The organism is Rheinheimera sp. NSM (assembly GCF_052380015.1).
GTDB lineage: Bacteria > Pseudomonadota > Gammaproteobacteria > Enterobacterales > Alteromonadaceae > Alishewanella.
The window spans coordinates 14,717-32,169 of the sequence record NZ_JBQTCI010000008.1; the positions used below are offsets into that span (position 1 = coordinate 14,717).

General features: G+C 52.6%; 22 protein-coding genes. All 22 read left to right on the forward strand.

Annotated elements, in window-relative coordinates:
* Positions 1-10 precede the first annotated feature (10 nt).
* The 22 genes from ACTZWV_RS17855 (at position 11) to fliR (ending at position 17,452) form a co-directional block, all read left to right on the forward strand.
* Entirely contained in the window at positions 11-1,099 is a 1,089-nt protein-coding gene (locus ACTZWV_RS17855) for a flagellar basal body P-ring protein FlgI (RefSeq protein ID WP_444787844.1), read from the forward strand.
* On the forward strand, positions 1,100-1,591 hold the full coding sequence (locus ACTZWV_RS17860; RefSeq protein ID WP_444787845.1) for a rod-binding protein: 492 nt from the start codon (positions 1,100-1,102) through the stop codon (positions 1,589-1,591).
* Positions 1,588-2,910 carry a flagellar hook-associated protein FlgK gene (gene flgK, locus ACTZWV_RS17865; RefSeq protein WP_444787846.1) on the forward strand — a complete coding sequence of 441 codons (1,323 nt, stop codon included), beginning with the start codon at positions 1,588-1,590 and terminating at the stop codon, positions 2,908-2,910. The genes ACTZWV_RS17860 and flgK overlap by 4 nt, the downstream gene beginning before the upstream one ends.
* Before the next feature lie 10 nt (positions 2,911-2,920).
* Positions 2,921-3,817, forward strand: a complete 897-nt coding sequence (gene flgL, locus ACTZWV_RS17870; RefSeq protein WP_444787847.1) for a flagellar hook-associated protein FlgL — start codon at positions 2,921-2,923, stop codon at positions 3,815-3,817.
* A 13-nt stretch (positions 3,818-3,830) separates the two neighbouring features.
* Positions 3,831-4,856 (forward strand): hypothetical protein, encoded by a 1,026-nt coding sequence (locus tag ACTZWV_RS17875; RefSeq protein WP_444787848.1) that lies wholly within the window; start codon positions 3,831-3,833, stop codon positions 4,854-4,856.
* Between the two features lie 4 nt (positions 4,857-4,860).
* Positions 4,861-6,168, forward strand: coding sequence for a motility associated factor glycosyltransferase family protein (locus ACTZWV_RS17880; RefSeq protein ID WP_444787849.1), 1,308 nt, complete (start codon positions 4,861-4,863; stop codon positions 6,166-6,168).
* Positions 6,168-6,422 carry a hypothetical protein gene (locus ACTZWV_RS17885; protein ID WP_444787850.1) on the forward strand — a complete coding sequence of 85 codons (255 nt, stop codon included), beginning with the start codon at positions 6,168-6,170 and terminating at the stop codon, positions 6,420-6,422. Before ACTZWV_RS17880 ends, ACTZWV_RS17885 begins: the two co-directional genes overlap by 1 nt.
* 89 nt (positions 6,423-6,511) lie before the next feature.
* The gene (locus tag ACTZWV_RS17890) at positions 6,512-7,351 is read left to right on the forward strand and encodes a flagellin N-terminal helical domain-containing protein (RefSeq protein WP_444787851.1); all 840 of its coding nucleotides are present in this window, start codon (positions 6,512-6,514) and stop codon (positions 7,349-7,351) included.
* 105 nt (positions 7,352-7,456) lie between these two features.
* Positions 7,457-8,749, forward strand: coding sequence for a flagellar filament capping protein FliD (fliD, locus tag ACTZWV_RS17895; protein WP_444787852.1), 1,293 nt, complete (start codon positions 7,457-7,459; stop codon positions 8,747-8,749).
* 17 nt (positions 8,750-8,766) lie between these two features.
* Positions 8,767-9,159, forward strand: coding sequence for a flagellar export chaperone FliS (gene fliS / locus ACTZWV_RS17900; RefSeq protein WP_444787853.1), 393 nt, complete (start codon positions 8,767-8,769; stop codon positions 9,157-9,159).
* A gap of 260 nt (positions 9,160-9,419) precedes the next feature.
* Complete coding sequence (locus ACTZWV_RS17905) at positions 9,420-9,782, forward strand: hypothetical protein (RefSeq protein ID WP_444787854.1); 363 nt, start codon at positions 9,420-9,422, stop codon at positions 9,780-9,782.
* Positions 9,779-10,969: a flagellar hook-length control protein FliK gene (locus tag ACTZWV_RS17910; protein ID WP_444787855.1), complete on the forward strand. Its 1,191-nt coding sequence runs from the start codon at positions 9,779-9,781 to the stop codon at positions 10,967-10,969. The genes ACTZWV_RS17905 and ACTZWV_RS17910 overlap by 4 nt, the downstream gene beginning before the upstream one ends.
* A 14-nt stretch (positions 10,970-10,983) precedes the next feature.
* Positions 10,984-11,406 carry a flagellar basal body-associated FliL family protein gene (locus ACTZWV_RS17915; RefSeq protein ID WP_444787856.1) on the forward strand — a complete coding sequence of 141 codons (423 nt, stop codon included), beginning with the start codon at positions 10,984-10,986 and terminating at the stop codon, positions 11,404-11,406.
* A 10-nt stretch (positions 11,407-11,416) separates the two neighbouring features.
* A complete protein-coding gene (locus ACTZWV_RS17920; protein ID WP_305556510.1) occupies positions 11,417-12,136 on the forward strand; it encodes a FliA/WhiG family RNA polymerase sigma factor in 720 nt (239 codons plus the stop codon).
* Positions 12,137-12,155: 19 nt separating this feature from the next.
* Positions 12,156-13,013 (forward strand): flagellar motor stator protein MotA, encoded by an 858-nt coding sequence (motA, locus tag ACTZWV_RS17925; RefSeq protein WP_444787857.1) that lies wholly within the window; start codon positions 12,156-12,158, stop codon positions 13,011-13,013.
* A gap of 8 nt (positions 13,014-13,021) precedes the next feature.
* Positions 13,022-14,014 (forward strand): flagellar motor protein MotB, encoded by a 993-nt coding sequence (locus ACTZWV_RS17930; protein WP_444787858.1) that lies wholly within the window; start codon positions 13,022-13,024, stop codon positions 14,012-14,014.
* Complete coding sequence (locus tag ACTZWV_RS17935) at positions 14,001-14,420, forward strand: PilZ domain-containing protein (RefSeq protein ID WP_444787859.1); 420 nt, start codon at positions 14,001-14,003, stop codon at positions 14,418-14,420. The genes ACTZWV_RS17930 and ACTZWV_RS17935 overlap by 14 nt, the downstream gene beginning before the upstream one ends.
* Before the next feature lies 1 nt (position 14,421).
* Positions 14,422-15,291 carry a FliM/FliN family flagellar motor switch protein gene (locus ACTZWV_RS17940; protein WP_444787860.1) on the forward strand — a complete coding sequence of 290 codons (870 nt, stop codon included), beginning with the start codon at positions 14,422-14,424 and terminating at the stop codon, positions 15,289-15,291.
* A gap of 5 nt (positions 15,292-15,296) precedes the next feature.
* Entirely contained in the window at positions 15,297-15,659 is a 363-nt protein-coding gene (locus tag ACTZWV_RS17945; protein ID WP_444787861.1) for a FliM/FliN family flagellar motor switch protein, read from the forward strand.
* On the forward strand, positions 15,652-16,410 hold the full coding sequence (gene fliP, locus ACTZWV_RS17950) for a flagellar type III secretion system pore protein FliP (RefSeq protein ID WP_305556496.1): 759 nt from the start codon (positions 15,652-15,654) through the stop codon (positions 16,408-16,410). Before ACTZWV_RS17945 ends, fliP begins: the two co-directional genes overlap by 8 nt.
* Positions 16,407-16,676, forward strand: coding sequence for a flagellar biosynthetic protein FliQ (locus ACTZWV_RS17955; protein WP_305556494.1), 270 nt, complete (start codon positions 16,407-16,409; stop codon positions 16,674-16,676). Before fliP ends, ACTZWV_RS17955 begins: the two co-directional genes overlap by 4 nt.
* Positions 16,673-17,452: a flagellar biosynthetic protein FliR gene (gene fliR / locus ACTZWV_RS17960; RefSeq protein WP_444787862.1), complete on the forward strand. Its 780-nt coding sequence runs from the start codon at positions 16,673-16,675 to the stop codon at positions 17,450-17,452. Before ACTZWV_RS17955 ends, fliR begins: the two co-directional genes overlap by 4 nt.
* Position 17,453: the final 1 nt, after the last annotated feature.

The window sequence follows — 17,453 nt, forward strand, 5'->3', positions numbered from 1 at the left end:
CTGAGGTGTTATGAAAGCTTTAATAAGCGCGCTGGTGTTGTTATGGCCGTTAATGTTACAAGCCCGGCCATTACTGGATTTAGTCGATATTCAGGGCGTGCGCGACAACCAACTGGTGGGTTATGGCCTGGTGGTGGGGTTGCCGGGGTCCGGCGATAAGGCACAAGTTAAGTTTGCCGCCCAGTCATTGAACAATATGCTGAAACAGTTTGGCGTGCAGTTGGATGAAAACAGCCTGCCCAAGTCAAAAAACGTGGCGGCGGTTGCTGTTACTGCCACCTTGCCGGCTAATGCCAGCCCGGGCCAGGCGCTGGATGTGACCATAATGTCGCTGGGCGATGCCAAAAGCCTGCATGGCGGCAGCTTAATGCTGACACCGCTGCGCGGGGTAGACGGTAAAGTGTATGCGCTGGCCCAGGGCAACCTGGTGGTGGGCGGTTTAAATGCCAGCGGCCAGAATGGCTCTTCTGTTACCGTTAACGTACCAACCGCCGGTATTATTCCGTCCGGTGCTATTGTGGAGCGCGCCGTACCGCAGTTTCATCAGCCACACGAAGTGGTACTGAACTTAAAACAACCGAATTATCAAACCGCGCGCAATGTGGTTACTGCGGTAAATGCGGTGTTTGGTCCCGATGTGGCCCGCGCCGAGCACAAGGGCAAGCTGGTGCTGAGTGCACCGCAAGATGCCAACAGCCGCATTACTTTTATGTCGTTATTACAGGATATCGAGGTTACAGAAGGCAGCCAGCGGCCACGGGTGGTGTTTAACAGCCGCACCGGCACTGTAGTAATGAACGACATAGTGCGGGTAAAGCGTGCTGCAGTAAGCCACGGCAGCTTAACCATTACCATTACCGAACAGCAGGGCGTAAGCCAGCCGTTACCGTTTTCTAACGGCACCACTACGCCGCTGCAAAACAGCGGTGTTGATGTGCAGGAGCGCACGGCCAATATGATGTTGTGGCCGGAAGGCAGCTCGCTGGATGCCATAGTGCAGGCCATTAATGCGTTGGGGGCAACCCCGGCAGAACTGATGTCAATCCTGATCGCGCTGGATAACGCCGGCGCACTGGATGCTGATTTACTGGTGATCTGAATGACTATTACCTCTTTATCCGGCCACTTTTCAACCAACCAGGCTTTATCTGGCACAGGGCTGGCCATAGATCCACGTGCAGCAAGCAATATTGCGACAAATCAGGCCCCGGCAGAGCGGTTAAGTAAAGCCGCTGAACAGTTTGAAGCGATATTTCTGCAACTGGTATTAAAGAATATGCATGCCGGTACTGAAGCGATGGCCGGTGACAACGGCATGTTCAGCAGCAAAGAGGCGGGTACCTTTCGCGATATGCATGATGCTCAGCTGGCGCAGTCGTTGGCGGCCAATCAGCAACTGGGCCTGGCGGAAGCCATAGTGCGGCAGTTAGGTGATGGCCTGGCGCAAAGCGAAAATAAATTTAAGCAGCTGGCCGACGCCGTCGCTTTACCCGAGAAGGAGGCGCTGACCCCAGCGGTGCCGGAATACATTAACAGCGCCTTTAACCAACCATTGTGGCCGGTTGAAAACGGTGGGAAATCCAGCTTATGAGTATGCTTTTAAACGGTGTGTCGGGGCTTAATGCCGCCAACAGTGCGCTGAATGTAGTAGGCCAGAACGTGGCTAATGCTGCAGTAAAGGGTTACAGCCGGCAAACGGTGTACCTGGAAACTGCCGGCGGCAGTTTAAACGGCGTTAAAGTTACTAAAGTGGATCGCATCGTTAATGACTTTTTAAACGATGATATTTGGCGTACCGGCGCAGATCTCGGTTACTACGAAGGTTTTCAAAGCTACCTTGGTTATCTGGAACAAATTCTCGGCACTGAATCGCTGAACCTGAATGACGCCGTGGCCGATATCAGCGCGGCTTTTAATGCTGCTATGTCTGCCCCGGACTCTAATGCTTATCGTCAGCAGGTGTTGTCATCGGCGCAGGCACTGGTGCAGGACTTATCGCAAATCAACGGCGCTTTATCCGATCAGCAAGATAAGCTGGGTAAAGAGCTGAGTAACCTTGCCGGCAACAGCAGTTCATTGTTTGAACAAATTGCTGAACTGAACAGCAAAATCAGCAAGGCGCAGGCGCTGGGCCAACCCACGTCTGAGTTATCCGATGCACGCGAAGTGCTGGTAACCGAACTGTCAGCCTATATGGGCGTCGACATCGTTGACCCGGGTGACGGCAATATTAATATCAGCAGCAAAAACGGTGCCCCCTTGGTGGTAGGCTCGAAAGCGGCTGCAGTATCGGTTACCGGCACTGCGGTAAACGTAGATTTTAACGGCCAGAATTTCCCGTTAAATGAGTTTGTCGGCGGCCGTATTGGCGGCTTACTGAATGTCGACGTGAATGTGTTGCAGCCGGCTAAGCTGAAGCTGGAACAAATTGTCACCAATATTGCTGATTCAGTAAACACGGCGTTATCTCAGGGGTTTGACTTAAACGGTCTGCCGGGCGAGCCGCTGTTTCAATATAACCCGGCCGATGTGCTTGGCACCATTAGTGTTAACCCTGATTTACAAACCGACGACCTGGCCTTTATCGGTGACGACGGTTTTGGTAACCCGGCCGGTGGCCGCGGCGACAACGGCAATATTGCCAACCTGGTGGCATCGTTAAATGGCGGTACGGCCGGCTACGATACCTTGATCGGCGACCTGGCTATTCAAAGTAAGCAAGTACAAAGCAGTATAAAAACAGCAAAGGTGCTGAACAACGATGCTGTAGCCGCACGCGATAGCGTAAGTGGCGTAAACCTGGACGAAGAAGCAGCCAACCTGATGTATTATCAGCAGTTGTACGACGCGAACGCTCGGGTGATCAGCACTGCCGATCAATTGTTTAAAACCCTGATTAATATTTTCTGAGGTAGTGGCCATGCGCGTTAGCAGCAATCAGTATCATTTAACCACTATTCGCAATATTCAGCAGTCTACTGCGGAATACAGCAAGCTATCCACCCAACTGGCTACTAACCAGCGTATTCAAAAGCCGTCGGACGATCCGCTGGGCTCGGTAATGTTGCTGACACTGAACAGCGAGCTGACCAAGCTGGAACAGTACAAAAAGAATATGGATGCGGTGCATTTTAATTTGGGCCAGCAGGAAACTCAGCTTAGCAGCATTGTAAATACGCTGAACTCGGTGCAGGAAATTGTCACGACTGCTGCCGATGGCTCCATGGGCCAGGCTGAGTTGGAAGCTTTCAGCCTCGAATTGTCGGTGCTGTTTCCGGCCATTGTGGACCTGTTAAATGCCAAAGATGGCAACGATAACTATTATTTTTCCGGCAGCTTAACTGATGTAATGCCATTTGAGCGCGACGGTGCCGGAGTGTTTCAATACAACGGTGACGACCGCGTGCGCCAGGTAGCGGTATCGGACAACTCCAGTGTGCCGGCAAATATCGTTGGCAGCGATCTGGACCCCGGGGTGAATTTCTTAAATGAGATGCAAACCTACCTCGATCTGCTCGCCACCGCCCCGGCCGCTGGTGTCGGCAATGAATCCCGTGACATGTTGAACCATATCAGCACCTTCCTTGGCACCATAAGCGGCGAAATTACCCGTATCGGCGGTACTTTGGCCTCGCTGGACGAAATGGAGCTGGGTAATGATGATATAGCACTGTTTACCGAACAGCTGCGCGATGATATTAAAGAAGTAGATTACCCGGAAGCTTATGTGCAGATGAACCAAGCGCTGGCGGCATATGAGTCGTCGCTGAAAGTGTACTCCAGTGTGTCTAAAATGACGCTGTTTTCCTATGTTTGAGTAAGGTAAGGCTATGCAGGTATCCGCTACGCTCGATAAGGTCAGTACCAGTGCACTCAGCCCGCTGAATGCAACAGACCGTGCTGCCGTGATTAAAGCTGTCAGCGCCGATGACAGCGGTCGGAAAGTACCGGTATCACGCCAGGCGCGGCAAATTCAGGTGTTAAGCAAATGGGCGCAGGCGGCCGATGTCAGCAAGCAGCTGAGTCAAACCGACCAAACCGAACGTAGTATCCGCCAGGCTTATCAGGCGCTGGAAAATTTAAAACGCCAGCTTAACTCGCCGGCGTACAGCAAGTTGTCTGCCGAACAGCAGCAGATGGCACAGCAACATCTGCAACAGTTGGAGCAAAAGCTGCAAAAGCCTGCCAGCGGCATAAACGCCGATTTGACCCTGGCAGGGCCCGGGCCGGCGCCGGTAAAGGCCGGCTTCAGCCACAGCATTGATTTATTAACAGAACGGCGCCAAACCGAGCAGGTGCAAATACTGCTGGGGAGAAGCGGCGGTGCGGTAAGCCTGGTGTTGGAAGCCGGCCAAACGGCGGAGCAAAACCTGCATACGATGCAGCAGGCGTTCAGCCGTCAGCAAATCAGCGTCGGGATAAACCAGCAACAGCAACTGTATTTCTCTGCCGAAGCGCGTGATGCCCGTAAACTGCAGGAACCCTGGCTTATCACCGGTCAGGGCGTGCGCGTAGCGGCCGGCAATCCGGTCAGTGTAAAATTACAACCGGCCGACAGCAGCTTAGCGCAGTTAGGTAAAGCGGCGGCAACTGCCGATAATGTGCAGGCCTATCAGCAACAAATTCAGCAGGCGCAGCAGCAGTTAAAAGATGCGTTGGCAAAGGTGCAGGCGCAGCGCGCGGCACTGCAGGCCCAATTGGCCGCTATTCAGCAAAGCCAGGGCAGCAATACTGAGCTTAATGCCCTGAGTGAACAGCTGCAGCTGAGTATGCAGGGCGGCAGTAAAAGTGCCGTGTCGGTGGTGATGTCGCAAGCTAATATTACCCGCAGCCTGGTCGAGTTTGGCTTGGGATGAGCGGATGAGCAATGAGTGTTTTAAGCAAAATATAGCCGTGATCAACCGGCGCTGGCCGGCCCTTGCAGAGGTACTTCGGCAAGCCGGTGCGGAGCAGCACCGGCCGTCGGTACGTTTAGCCGAAGGCCGCGACAGCACCCTGGTTATTAATGGCATCCAACTCACCAGCCGGCATGATCGGCAACGCGAAGCCTTACAGCAAATCAGTAAATTACCGCAGCACTACAAGCACATCACCGTATACGGCACCGGCCTTGGTGACCTGCAACAGCAGTTGCTTGCCAGAGAGCCGCTGCAACAGCTTAATGTTTGTATATTGAATGAATATATCTTTGCCCTGGTGCTGCAACTGTTAGATCAGCGCCATTGGCTGAACGACCCCAGAGTAGAGCTGCTGCTGGCAGCGCAGCAACAAGAGCTGCAACTGCCCTATACCTTATTACCGTCGGAATTAGTGCTGGCCAGTGACGGTAGTTTAAAAATCTGTGACCGGCTGTATGCCGAGCTGGAAGCCGGTTATGCCGCACAGCGTTTAACACAGGATATCAGTGCATTTTTACCGCGTTTACAACAAAATCAGCGCTTTTGGCAGCAAGATAAACCGGTACAAAGCTTATTTAACAGCCTTGCGGCCAACCGCGAGGTGTATGTCATTGCTACCGGGCCATCGCTGGAGCAGCACTACGATTATCTGCGGCAGAGACAGCAGCAGCCGGCCGCACCACTGTTTATTTGTCTGGATACCGCGGTGACGGGATTACTGGCACAGCAGATCCGGCCGGATATTATTGTCAGCCGCGACCACAAAATAACCTCAGAGCATTTACCCTGTAACGCCTTAACCGCGGCCAGCAGCCTGGTGTATTTCCCGTTGGCTAACCCTGAGTTGTTGCAGCAGTTTCCCGGTCAGCGTTATGTGGCACTGAGCGACAGCGCGGTATTTGCACCGCTGCGTAAGCAACTGCCGGCGGCTTCATTATTCAGCTATGGCAGCGTTATCCACCCTGCGGCAGATTTAGCGGTAAAAATGGGTGCCAAACGTATTCTGCTGTTTGGTGCCGATTTTGCCTTTAGCCACAATAAAACCCATGCAAATTGGCAAAACGGCAGCATAGGCCCGGCTTATCAACACGCCACCGCGCAGGTGATTAACGGCTTTGGCGCTAAAGTGCCTACGCTGCGCAACTTGCTGACTTATCTGACCGGGCTGGAGCGCTATATCGCCGGCCAGCCCGACGTAAGGTTTTTTAATACTTCTAAGGCCGGCGCAGTTATTGCCGGTACTGAATATGATGCGGAGTTAACAGCATAATGGCCACTATTACTCAATGCCGGCAGCACGCCGCTAAGCTGGCGCTGCAATTCCGGCTTGGTATTACCACCGGGCCGGCGCTGGAGCTCGCCGCTTTGGCTGAAAAGCTGATTAGCTTATTTGGCCAGGCGACACCACAGCAGTATGGCCAGTTGCAACAGATCCTGACGGCAGTGTTACAGTGTCAGCAGCAACGTGATTGGTTAGGCTTGGCCGATTATCTGGAATATGAACTAGCCGATTTGTTGCAATAAGCCGCTAAAAATTTCAAAAAAATAATTTCAGTTCTTTTTCGCCATCGTCGCTTTATATCCCTGAGCAATCAATCACAGGAGATTCCACGATGGCTTTATCAATTCAATCTAATGCAGCTTCAAAGTCGATCCAAAACCAACTGGGTCGTACTAACAACGATTTATCTGTAGCGCTGGAGCGTTTAGGTTCTGGCTTCAAAATTAACTCTGCGAAAGATGATGCTGCCGGTCTGCAAATTGCAAACCGTCTGAACGCTCAGGTGCGTGGTCAGGAAGCGGCTATTTACAACGCCAACAATGCAAACTCTATGCTGCAAACCGCTGAAGGCGCGTTTGAAGAGATGACTAACATTGCTTTCCGGATGAAAGAGTTGGCAACGCAAGGCGCCAACGGCACGAACAACACGTCTGAATACACTGCATTAAGCGGCGAATTCGAAGCACTGTCTGCCGAGTTAACCAACATCATGGACAACACTTCTTACGGTTCAGGCACTACTTTGTTAGATGCGGCCGGTAAGTTCTCTGCTGCTGTGACGTTCCAAATCGGTTCTTCAGCTGCTGAAACCTTAGATGTAGATATTTCTGCTGAGCTGGGTGATGTAACTACTGCTGTTGCTGCTTTTGCCGGTGGTTTAACTGACCAGGCTACTTCATCTACTGCGATGGGCGACGTAGATACCCTGATCGACGCTATCGGTGCCGCCCGTGCTAACCTGGGTGCTACGATGAACCGTTTGGATCACACTATCAACAACGTGACCAACATGGCTGAAAACACTCAGGCTTCTGCTTCTCAGTTAATGGATGCTGATTTCGCTAAAGAAACGTCAAACATGACTAAACAACAGTTGCTGATGAACTCAGGTATTTCTGTACTGAGCGCGTCTAACAGCACTACACAAATGATTGGTTCACTGCTGCGTTAATTAACCGCCAGGTTAATTAACAGCTGAACAATAGTGTCATAACCCTGCCGGCCCCGGCTGGCAGGGTATTTTCAAAGCGTCATTAACTGGCAAAAGGTAAGCATTATGTCGTCGTATTTAAGTATTGATCCGCAGTATCTGGCCAGCCAATACACGCAAATTGAACGTGCGGGGAAAGATAAATTGTTATCGACTAAAGCGAACCAATTTAGCAGCCAGCTTAATGCGATTAAAAAGCTGCAAACAGCTCTGAAAGACTTTTCTACCCAGATTAAAAATTTCCGTAGCGGCGACAACAGCATTCTGGCCAATACCGCCAGTAGCAGCAGTGAGTCGACGCTCAGCGTTAAAGCCGGCGGTAATGCCGTAGCCGGCAGTTATGAGATTTTTGTTGAACAACTGGCACAAAACCATCAGTTAGCTATGTCGTTTGACCCTAATGCCGCCCTGGCGACAGACGGCGAGTTTAGTATCGACTTAGCCGGCAATAGTTTTTCTGTTGATATGGCAGCCTTGCCGGCCAACGCTAAATTAAGCGACCTGGCCGCGGCAATTAACAACCATGCCGATAACGAAGGCGTTAAAGCCACCTTAATGCGCAGTGGCACTGAAACCTTCCTCGTTATCTCCAGTGAGGAAAGCGGTGTTGCCAATCAGCTTACATTGGGTTTTACCCCGGGTGCAGATGCCGCCGGTGCCGATATTAGCGCCGCCCTGGCTGCGAAGCAGGAGCTGAAAACTGCTCAGGACGCTATAGTACGGCTGGGTAGCGATACCGCTATCAGCGTTACCAGCGCCAGCAACACCCTGACCGATGTTATTGAAGGCGTGACCATTGATTTATTGAAAGCGCAAACCGGCACTGACAGCCCGGTCAGCGTTAAAATTGGCCAGGATGAACAAGCGATAAAAGATAACCTGAAAAAGTTTATTGATGGCTACAACAGTGTGGTTGGCAGTATCAGTAAAGATGCCAACCTGAAAAACGACAGCATGGCGCGCAGCGTGCAAAACCAGTTCCGTGCCGTGTTTCAGGGCACCTTTGAAGGCAGTACCCTGTATAGCGTGGGTATAGAGTTTGACCGTAACGGCGTACTGAGCATTAACAACAAGCGTTTTGAGCAGGCATTGGCGGAAGACCCGGCCAAGCTTGAAGCCATGTTATCCGGTGACGCCGGTATGTTAGCAAAGCTGGAAACTACCATAGAGCCCTACAGCAAAAACTTTGGTTTGTTGGGCGATAAGCAAAAAACCATTCAGGCCAGCCTGGATTTAGTCACCGAAAAGCAAAAGCGGCACGATTATTCCATGGAGTTAACCTACAAGCGCTATTTGGGCCAATTTACCCAGATGCAGGTGACGATAGCGCAGCTTGAAAGTTCTATGGGTCAGTTTTAATTAGTGAGAGACAGCTTATGTTAGATTTTTCCAACGGTTACCAGGCGTACCAGAATACGTCAGTTGAAGGCAAAGCCGCCGGCGCCGATATTCATAAACTGGTGCTGATGTTATTCGACGGTTTCCTCGATGAGTTAGCCCGGGTGGAAGGCCATATTCAGGCCAAACGCTTTGATAAGAAGGCCGCCGGTATTGAGCGGATGCTGAAAATTCTTGGCGGGCTGGATGCGTCGCTGGACCAGCAAAACGGCGGCGAAGTAGCAGCTAATATGCAAAAGCTGTATCAGCACTGTGGCCAGGCATTACTTAATGCCAGCCTGAAAAATGATTTAACCGAACTGGATACCGTTCGGGTGATTATGACCAATTTACAAGAAGGCTGGCAGGGCCTGGCACAACACGCCGCCTGATCCAGCCTGGTTTACCGCGTTCCTGCAATGTTGCATTTGTACCCTGATGTGACCTTTTACCGCTGCTTTTGCAGCGGTTTTTTTATTTAGCGCCAACGATAAAACTTTGCTTGCCGGCATTGTTACCGGCGGCAAGTGGCACGGCTACCGCTTCCGATCAGCGGAAGCAACACTTCCGCATTTTGCTTCCTCCACCTTAAAAATCCTTATAAATCATCGATATAATTTATGGCCCGCGATTTGCTAAACCTTGTTAGTGAATGAAATTAATAAGCAAAATTGAACCGGGGCTGAATGTGGCGTTAAACCATCTACAGGCAACAGATATGGCAAAGCAGTTATCACTGTTGCAGCACAACTTACTGTTGGCCGCACGGGCGCAAGACTGGCAGCAGTTGCGTGGCCTGGACCGGCAACTGTTGGCGCTGGTGCAGCAGTTGGAGCAAGCCGGTGCCAAAGAGCAATTTGCTTCTCAACTTAATGCACTGCGGCAGAATTATCAGCATGTGTTAAAGCTGGCAAAAAGTGAACTGAGCCGGACCGAAATCCAGATGAAACAGTTTAATCAAAAACGTGAGGGTCTGGTGGCCTACCGGCAAACGACAGAAGGGAAATCGCTGTGACGCAATTAATGCCGGCACTTAACAAGGCGCAACCACAGACAAAGGCAGCGACGGTGCAAGGTAACCATGCTGCGGCGTCAGAGCAGGAAGCAGCACAACAGGACTATGCTGATTTGCTGGCCGGCATAACGCAACCGGGTACGCAACAAAGCGAACAATTTGAGGTTGAGGATACCGCATTGCCGGCAGACGCCGTAGCAATTGAAGTTGCAGTGGCCGATGCCGCACTGACTGATATTACGGCTGAGCGGCTGGCAAAGCCCTTAACGGATAGCGCAACGACGACGCAGAGCCATAGTGATAGCCAAACTGATACTGTCGCTGCACTGAATTTGTCTTACAGCTTTGCGGCAGAACGCAGTGTGTTTTACAGCAATATACCTATGGACACCGCCGCCGGCCTGAATGCTGTGGCACAAAATAGCAGCGTAGCCGCAACCGGGCAAACGGCTGCCATGGCGGCGCTTGCCGCTTCTGCTGCTACAGCCACGGCAACAGAGGCACAACGCCAGACTGTGACAGAGCAAGCGCTGTTGACGCAACAGGCGCAGCAAAGCGCCGCAGCACAGCAAAGCGGCTTAACGCCGCAAACGGCATTACCGCTGCAAGGCACCAGTTTACAGCAGTTTATCCGCCAGGCGCTGGGTTCGGTGCAGCAGCAAGATAGCAGCAGCGCTGCCGTCAGCGGCACGGCCACTGCGGCTGCAACAGCGGGTGGCACTACCAGCGGTGCTGAAGCCGCGTTGAGCTTTAAAGCTGATTTAGCCGGCCTGCAAAGCAGCCAGTGGGGCCAAAAGCTGGTGCATTTATTGTCAGACAAAATCAATTTACAGCTGGGCCAACAAATTCAGCGCGCGCAAATTCGCCTCGACCCACCACAACTGGGCGTGATTGAACTGAGCGTCAGCGTCGATGGCGATCGCACCAGCGTACAGCTGTATGCCGCTAATGGCCAGGTACGCGAAGCCATGCAGCAAAACCTTGAGCAACTGCGCCAGCAACTGGCACAGCGCCTTGGCGCAGAACAAAGCCTTGAACTGGATGTGCGCGACCAGGCGCAGCAACAGAGTAAACAACACAGTGCAGTAGCAACACAAATTGCTGCACAGCTGGCCGATGACGCGGCTGAACTAAACAGCGCTGCTGCCGTGCAGCAGACAACAGGCTGGCTTGACCGGCTGGTATAGGAGAAACAAAGCAGATGAAAGCCTTAGTGTTAATCGTAGTAGCAGCCTTATTAGTGGCTGCCGGCGTGGGCGGCAGTTATTGGTACGGCCAGAAAAACCCGCCGGCTGTAGAGCAAAGCAAGCCGCTGTTTTACCCGCTGGAACGCTTTGTTATCAGCGTCGACAGCCCGCAGCATTCACGCTACCTGGTATTGGAGCTGACGTTAGTCAGCCATGATCAAATGGTGTTGGCCATGTTACAGGATGCCGCACCGCTGTTGCGTAACAGCCTGGTGCAGCATTTTTCCAACAGCAACCATGTAGATGTAAAAACCGGCTTTAAGGATATTCCGCAGGTACAAGCGCAACTGCTGGAGAAATTTAACCTCACCTTACGTCAGCATAAATTCAGTCATCAGATTGAGCAGGTGCTGGTTACTAACGTGTTTATTCAGTAGGGCATTGATAATGCTGGCAACCAAACAGTGGGCAGACCCGGAACAACCCGGCAGCTTTAAGCTGACCCCGGCGCAGGAAACCGCTGCGCTAAACCGCTACAGCCATCTGGTTAAGCGCGCCGCGGCGCACTTACGCAGCCTGGTCGGCAGTATGGTAGATAAAGACGATTTACAGCAAATAGGCCTGATGGGCTTGTTAAGTGCGCTGCGCCGTTATGGCCGCGAAGCCGATGAACAGTTTGAGTCCTATGCGTTCAAGCGTATTCGCGGTGCCATGTTGGATGAGTTTCGCCGCACCGACTGGCGTCCGCGCCAGTTACGTCAGCAATCGCATCAGCTGCGTGATAAAACCCGTGAATTAACCAGACAACTGGGGCGCATTCCTACCGACGAAGAGCTGTGTGAAGCCTTAGGTATTGAGCTGAAAACCCTGCTGGAGCTGCAATACGTTGGCCAGGCCGAAGCGATGGAAAGCCTGGATTTAATTATGGAGCAGCAATCTGAAGCCCAGCTGGGTAGCAGCAACCTGAGCCAGCTGGAGCTGAAACTGTCACTGAAAAAAGCCATGTCGACACTGCCGGATCGCAACAAGTTGTTGCTGCAGTTGTATTACAGCCATGAGCTGAATATGAAGGAAATTGCACTGGTGCTGGAGCTGACCGAGTCCAGAGTGTGTCAGTTGCATAAACAATCAGTGGAAATGCTCAGCAAAAAGCTGGCGCAGTGGTAACGGTACAGGAAGCAGAACAATGCAGAAAATTTTAGGTTTCGCCATAGTGCTGGGTGCAGTAGTCGGCGGTTATATGTTTGCCGGTGGCAACCCTGCCACCTTATGGCAGCCGGCTGAGTTTCTGATTATTTTCGGCGCCGGTTTCGGTGCCCTGGTAGTGGGCAACTCCACCTATGTTTTAAAAGAAATGTGGGCTCAGGTGCGGTCGCAGTTTATTAAGCAAAAAGACAGCACTGAGCTGTATCGCGAGCTGTTGTTATTAATGCACACCTTGTTAGACCTGGCCAAAAGCAAAGGCTTGCGCGAGCTGGACGACCATGTGGAAAACCCGCACACCAGTTCAGTATTTCTGGCTTACCCGCTGGTATTAGAACACGAAGCCCTGGTGGTGTTTGTCTGTGACAACTTACGTCTGATGAGCATGGGTAAGCTGAGCGCGCACGACTTTGACAATCTGCTGGAGCAGGAAATTTATACCATAGAGCAGCAAAAACTGAAGCCGTCCGCCGCTATGGCGGTGATTGCCGAAGCCATGCCCGGTTTTGGTATTTTGGCTGCGGTAGGCGGCATTATTATTACCATGCAGCACCTGGACGGGCCGCTGAGCAATATCGGTTATCACGTTGCGGCAGCGCTGGTAGGTACCTTTATCGGTATTTTCGGCTGCTATTGCTTTATGGCACCGCTGAGTTCGGCGATGGAGCAGTATGTGAAGAAACAGGTGGCGCTGCTCGAATGCGTGCGCGCGATTCTGGTGGCCCATGCCAAAGGCCATGTCGCCATAGTGGCAACCGACTCGGGCCGGCGCGTGATCAATGAAGAACAAAAGCCATCCTTTACCACGATGGAACAGTGGATTAACGACAGGGCCGCCTGATGAACAGCATGCCGATAATAGTTAAGCGCGGCCGGCGCGCTGCCGGCAAAGCCAAAGCCGGCGGTGCCTGGAAAGTTGCCTTTGCCGACTTTACCCTGGCGATGATGGCGTTTTTTATGGTGCTGTGGATTCTAGAAGTGTCCAACGTCAAAGAGCGCACCGAGATTGCCAACTATATGCGCACCCATTCCATTTTTGATGGCAGCCCGCACCCGTTTGATCCGGAAAACAGCCCGTTCCCGGTCGACTTAGGCGGCACGCCGTCGGTGGTGGATAAAAATTCGGCCAATATGTTGCCACCGGATAACCCCTTGCCCGGGATGGCGGAATACCTGCAGGTACCGTCCGGTGATGAGCGGCCTTTGGCCGGCAAAGGCGATAAGCTGAATTCGCTGGTAGACGGCCGGTTTGATACGCCGGAGCAGCTGAGCTTATTGTTGCAGGCATTTGAGCAACTGGCCGCAGAGCAGATGGCCCAGGGCCATATTCAGCTGGATATAGTACCGTCCGGCTTACGGGTGATAATCCGTGACAGTAAAGACCGGCAGATGTTTGTCCGTGGTCAAATCCGCATGACGCCGTTTTTTGAAGACTTGCTGCTAAGCCTGGGGCCGGTGTTCGTTAAAGTGCAGAACAAACTGATTATTTCCGGCCATACCGATATTACTGCATTCAGCGGTAGCCAATACAGTAACTGGGAGCTGTCCGGTGACCGTGCACTGCAAGCCCGTCAGGTATTGGCCGCCGGTGGTATGCCGGTGCAACGGGTGGCTCAGGTGGCGGCGTTTTCTGCTACCCGGCCACTGAATGAAGCCGATAAAGGCAGCAGCGAGAACCGCCGCATTGAACTACTGATTTTAACCAGTGCCGCCGAAGCGGAACTGAACCAACTGTTTTCCCCTGACAATAATAATAACGCCGTACAGCAAGCCGCCCGTGAAGCACAGCGAAATCAACCGGTTGGCCGCTCAGGCGTACAGGTGCAAGATGCCGTTAACTAAACCGGATATTTCCCGCAAATATTTGCGCTGGTACTTCTGTACCGCTAACGAGCCACATGAAAGCCAGACTAAAGGTGTGCCGGTAAAGCTGCTGCAAACCGGCTTGTTTGGCAGCCAGATTTGTCTGGCGGTGGTCAAGGATATGAGTTTGGGCGGTGCCGGCTTGCTGGCGCCGGTCAGTAAAGCGGTGCCGGATCTGATTGTGGTGCAATACGACGCGCAAACACGGATTAAAGCCGAAGTGGTGTACCGCCGTCAGGTCAGTGACAAGTTAGTGTTTCTTGGCCTGAGCTGGTTAGACGCCAAACGCGAGCAACGACTGAATTTACTTCGTCGTTTAAGTAAAAAAGCCTGCCGTGTGTCGCGAGACAGCGGTACGACACAACACGCAACAGCAGATGAATAATATGACCACACGTTCAAGCATTATCCCTGCGGCTTCAGCCACAGCCTGTCAGCCGTTTGCGCTGACCCTGGACCAACGTCGCTTCAGTAAAGCCTTACTGGTGGCGAAACAGCGGCTGCCGGAGTTGGCGCAGGCGGTAGAAATTGAGCTGGGCCGGCTGCTGCACGATGTCGAGTTCAGTATTGACATGAACCTATGCCAGGGCACCGGGCTGGACAGCTGGCTGGCAGAGCCCGGCCGCTTGTTGCTGCAATGCCCGGTACTGGTACCGACCGACGGCTACTGCTTTTTTGCACTGGATTTCACCGGTGTGCATCACCTGGCTGATTTAGCCCTGGGCGGCCAACTGAGCAAAGTGCTGCCAACCGAAGATAAAACCGAACTGAGCGCGTCTGAGCTACGGGTGTGCGGTCGCGTGGCACAGCGTCAGTTACTGGCAATGCAGCAGTTACTGTTTAAAGAGCAATCTGCGCTGCCGGCTACGGCAGTGAAACAGCAACTGGAGCCGGCAAAGTTTCAGTACTTACCGCTAAAAGTGCGGCTGGTACTCGATAGCGAAGCCATCAGTTGGTACCTGTGGCTGCCGTTGGCCTTTTTTGTCGACCAGGACGACAGCGACAACAAGGTACAGCTGCCTGCTGTTGATGTGGCGCAATGGCCGCAAGTGCCGGTGCTGTGCCGCATTGAAATGGCGCGCAAAAAAGTCAGCCTGCGTCAGCTACGGGAGTGCCTGAACGGCGCCGTGCTGCCGATTGAATTACACAGCGCTATGTCGCTGCAACTGAACAAAGAACGGCTGTTTTTCGGCAAAGTAGCAGAAGAAGCCAACAGCCTGGTTTTCCAAATCACTGATATCGTCACCCGGGAGTAATGACAATGAACGACAACCTGAACAACACTAATGGCCTGGATGCGGCCCTGGCCGGGCTGGATATGATGGATATGGATGACATTTTTGAACAGGAAGGCCAGGCCGCAGCCACCAAAGCCGATGGTTTATCGATGTTTCGCGATGTGCCGCTTACCGTTACCTTAGAAGTGGCCAGTGCCGAAGTGACCTTAGGCGAGCTGAGCCGCGCCACTGTAGGCGATGTACTGCCGCTGGAAAAAGCCGTAGGCGAGCCGTTGGATGTAAAAGTGAACGGCGTGCTGTTTGCCAAAGCCGAAGTGGTGATGGTTGACGGTAAGTACGGCCTGAAGTTTGTTAACCGTAAAGCAGTGGCGGAGCATCATGAGTAACACGCTGCTGCGCGGCCTGACATGGCTGCTGCCGCTATTTGCCCTGCTAATGCCGGCGCTGGCGTTTGGCAATGACTTAACCCTGCTGTCGGTGCGTGACGCCGATGGTGGTCAGGATTACAGCGTTAAGCTGCAAATTTTGCTGCTGATGACAGCACTGAGTTTAATCCCCGGCATGCTGATGGTGTTAACGTCTTTTACCCGCATCATTATAGTGTTGGCGATATTGCGCCAGGCGCTGGGCTTGCAACAAAGTCCGCCCAACCGCGTGTTAATTGGCATCTCGCTGATGCTGACTTTGCTAATCATGCGCCCGGTATGGCAGGACGTGTACCAAAATGCCTTTAAGCCGTATCAGGCTGAAGAGATGACGTTGGAGCAGGCGTTAGCGCGGGCTGAGCAGCCGATACGGCAATTTATGCTGGCGCAAACGCGCGAAAACGAATTACACCAGGTGCTGTTAATTGCCAAAGAACCGACCACGATGGCGGCAGCGGATGTGCCGCTGGAAGTGTTAATGCCGGCCTTTGTGTTAAGCGAGCTGACCACGGCATTTCAAATCGGCTTTATGCTGTTTATCCCGTTTTTAATTATCGACCTGGTGGTGGCCAGCGTGCTGATGTCGATGGGTATGATGATGTTGTCACCGCTAATCATCAGTTTGCCGTTTAAGTTAATGATTTTTGTGCTGGCCGATGGCTGGTCCATGGTCGCCGGTACCCTGGCGGCCACCTTCGGAGCGTCACCATGAGTCCGGAACAGGCAACAGAGCTGATCGCCCAGGCGGTGTATACCATTATTCAGATGCTGCTGGTGCTGATCGTGCCGGGTTTAATTCTCGGCATCATAGTGGCGGTGTTTCAGGCGGCGACGTCTATTCAGGAACAAACGCTGACGTTTTTACCGCGCATGTTACTAACGCTGTTAATGGTGGTATTTGCCGGCCATTGGCTGATTAAAACCCTGCTGACCTGGTTTGCTAATTTGGCGCAGATTATCCCGGGAGTGTTCGGGTGAACTCGTTAATATCGCTCAGCAGTGGTGAGTTGATGAGCTGGATTGGCACCGTATGGTGGCCTTTTGTCCGGTTTTCAGCGCTGCTGTGGGCGATGCCGGTGTTTGATAATCCCGGGGTAACACCACGCTCGCGCATTATTCTGGCGATGTTTTTAAGTTTTCTGGTCGGCCCAACCTTGCCGGCGATGCCACAGGTAGACCCGTTTTCACTGGATGCGATAGTGATGACCTTCGAGCAAATCGGCTTTGGCATCATGATGGGGCTGGCGGTACGTATGTTGTTTGAAGTGCTGGCACTGACCGGGCTTATTTTGTCGATGCAGATGGGCTTGTCGATGGCGATGATGATGGACCCCGGTAGCGGCGACTCCACCTCCTTACTGGGGCATTTGTTCTGGATTATGTCGGCACTGTTGTTTTTCTCACTTAATGGTCATCTGGTGACGCTGGCGATCCTGGTAGACAGCTTTACGCTGTGGCCGGTAGGCAGTGGCCTGTATCAGCTGAATATTACTGTGCTGCTGCAATTGTTTGGCTGGATGTTTGGCGCCGCCTTGCTGGTGGCTTTGCCGGCCGTGATTGCCATGCTGCTGGTTAACCTGACCTTTGGTGTGGCCACGCGCTCGGCACCGTCACTTAACCTGTTTGTACTGGGTTTTCCGATGACCTTGTTACTGGGTTTTGTCTGTGTATTTTTAACCTTAAGCCAAACCGGGCTGCAGTTTGCTACCCTGGCCAGCCATGTGCTGGAGCAGATGCGGCTGGTAATGGAGTAAG

Excerpts from the sequence above, each read along its gene's own strand:
- flgL (WP_444787847.1), top strand. The coding sequence starts at position 2,921 with ATGCGCGTTAGCAGCAATCAGTATCATTTAACCACTATTCGCAATATT.
- fliS (WP_444787853.1), top strand. The coding sequence starts at position 8,767 with ATGTTAGATTTTTCCAACGGTTACCAGGCGTACCAGAATACGTCAGTT.
- fliD (WP_444787852.1), top strand. The coding sequence starts at position 7,457 with ATGTCGTCGTATTTAAGTATTGATCCGCAGTATCTGGCCAGCCAATAC.
- ACTZWV_RS17880 (WP_444787849.1), top strand. The coding sequence starts at position 4,861 with ATGAGCAATGAGTGTTTTAAGCAAAATATAGCCGTGATCAACCGGCGC.
- ACTZWV_RS17860 (WP_444787845.1), top strand. The coding sequence starts at position 1,100 with ATGACTATTACCTCTTTATCCGGCCACTTTTCAACCAACCAGGCTTTA.
- ACTZWV_RS17885 (WP_444787850.1), top strand. The coding sequence starts at position 6,168 with ATGGCCACTATTACTCAATGCCGGCAGCACGCCGCTAAGCTGGCGCTG.
- ACTZWV_RS17855 (WP_444787844.1), top strand. The coding sequence starts at position 11 with ATGAAAGCTTTAATAAGCGCGCTGGTGTTGTTATGGCCGTTAATGTTA.
- ACTZWV_RS17930 (WP_444787858.1), top strand. The coding sequence starts at position 13,022 with ATGCCGATAATAGTTAAGCGCGGCCGGCGCGCTGCCGGCAAAGCCAAA.
- ACTZWV_RS17945 (WP_444787861.1), top strand. The coding sequence starts at position 15,297 with ATGAACGACAACCTGAACAACACTAATGGCCTGGATGCGGCCCTGGCC.
- ACTZWV_RS17915 (WP_444787856.1), top strand. The coding sequence starts at position 10,984 with ATGAAAGCCTTAGTGTTAATCGTAGTAGCAGCCTTATTAGTGGCTGCC.
- ACTZWV_RS17920 (WP_305556510.1), top strand. The coding sequence starts at position 11,417 with ATGCTGGCAACCAAACAGTGGGCAGACCCGGAACAACCCGGCAGCTTT.
- ACTZWV_RS17905 (WP_444787854.1), top strand. The coding sequence starts at position 9,420 with ATGAAATTAATAAGCAAAATTGAACCGGGGCTGAATGTGGCGTTAAAC.
- ACTZWV_RS17875 (WP_444787848.1), top strand. The coding sequence starts at position 3,831 with ATGCAGGTATCCGCTACGCTCGATAAGGTCAGTACCAGTGCACTCAGC.
- ACTZWV_RS17955 (WP_305556494.1), top strand. The coding sequence starts at position 16,407 with ATGAGTCCGGAACAGGCAACAGAGCTGATCGCCCAGGCGGTGTATACC.
- ACTZWV_RS17940 (WP_444787860.1), top strand. The coding sequence starts at position 14,422 with ATGACCACACGTTCAAGCATTATCCCTGCGGCTTCAGCCACAGCCTGT.
- motA (WP_444787857.1), top strand. The coding sequence starts at position 12,156 with ATGCAGAAAATTTTAGGTTTCGCCATAGTGCTGGGTGCAGTAGTCGGC.
- ACTZWV_RS17890 (WP_444787851.1), top strand. The coding sequence starts at position 6,512 with ATGGCTTTATCAATTCAATCTAATGCAGCTTCAAAGTCGATCCAAAAC.
- ACTZWV_RS17935 (WP_444787859.1), top strand. The coding sequence starts at position 14,001 with ATGCCGTTAACTAAACCGGATATTTCCCGCAAATATTTGCGCTGGTAC.
- flgK (WP_444787846.1), top strand. The coding sequence starts at position 1,588 with ATGAGTATGCTTTTAAACGGTGTGTCGGGGCTTAATGCCGCCAACAGT.
- fliP (WP_305556496.1), top strand. The coding sequence starts at position 15,652 with ATGAGTAACACGCTGCTGCGCGGCCTGACATGGCTGCTGCCGCTATTT.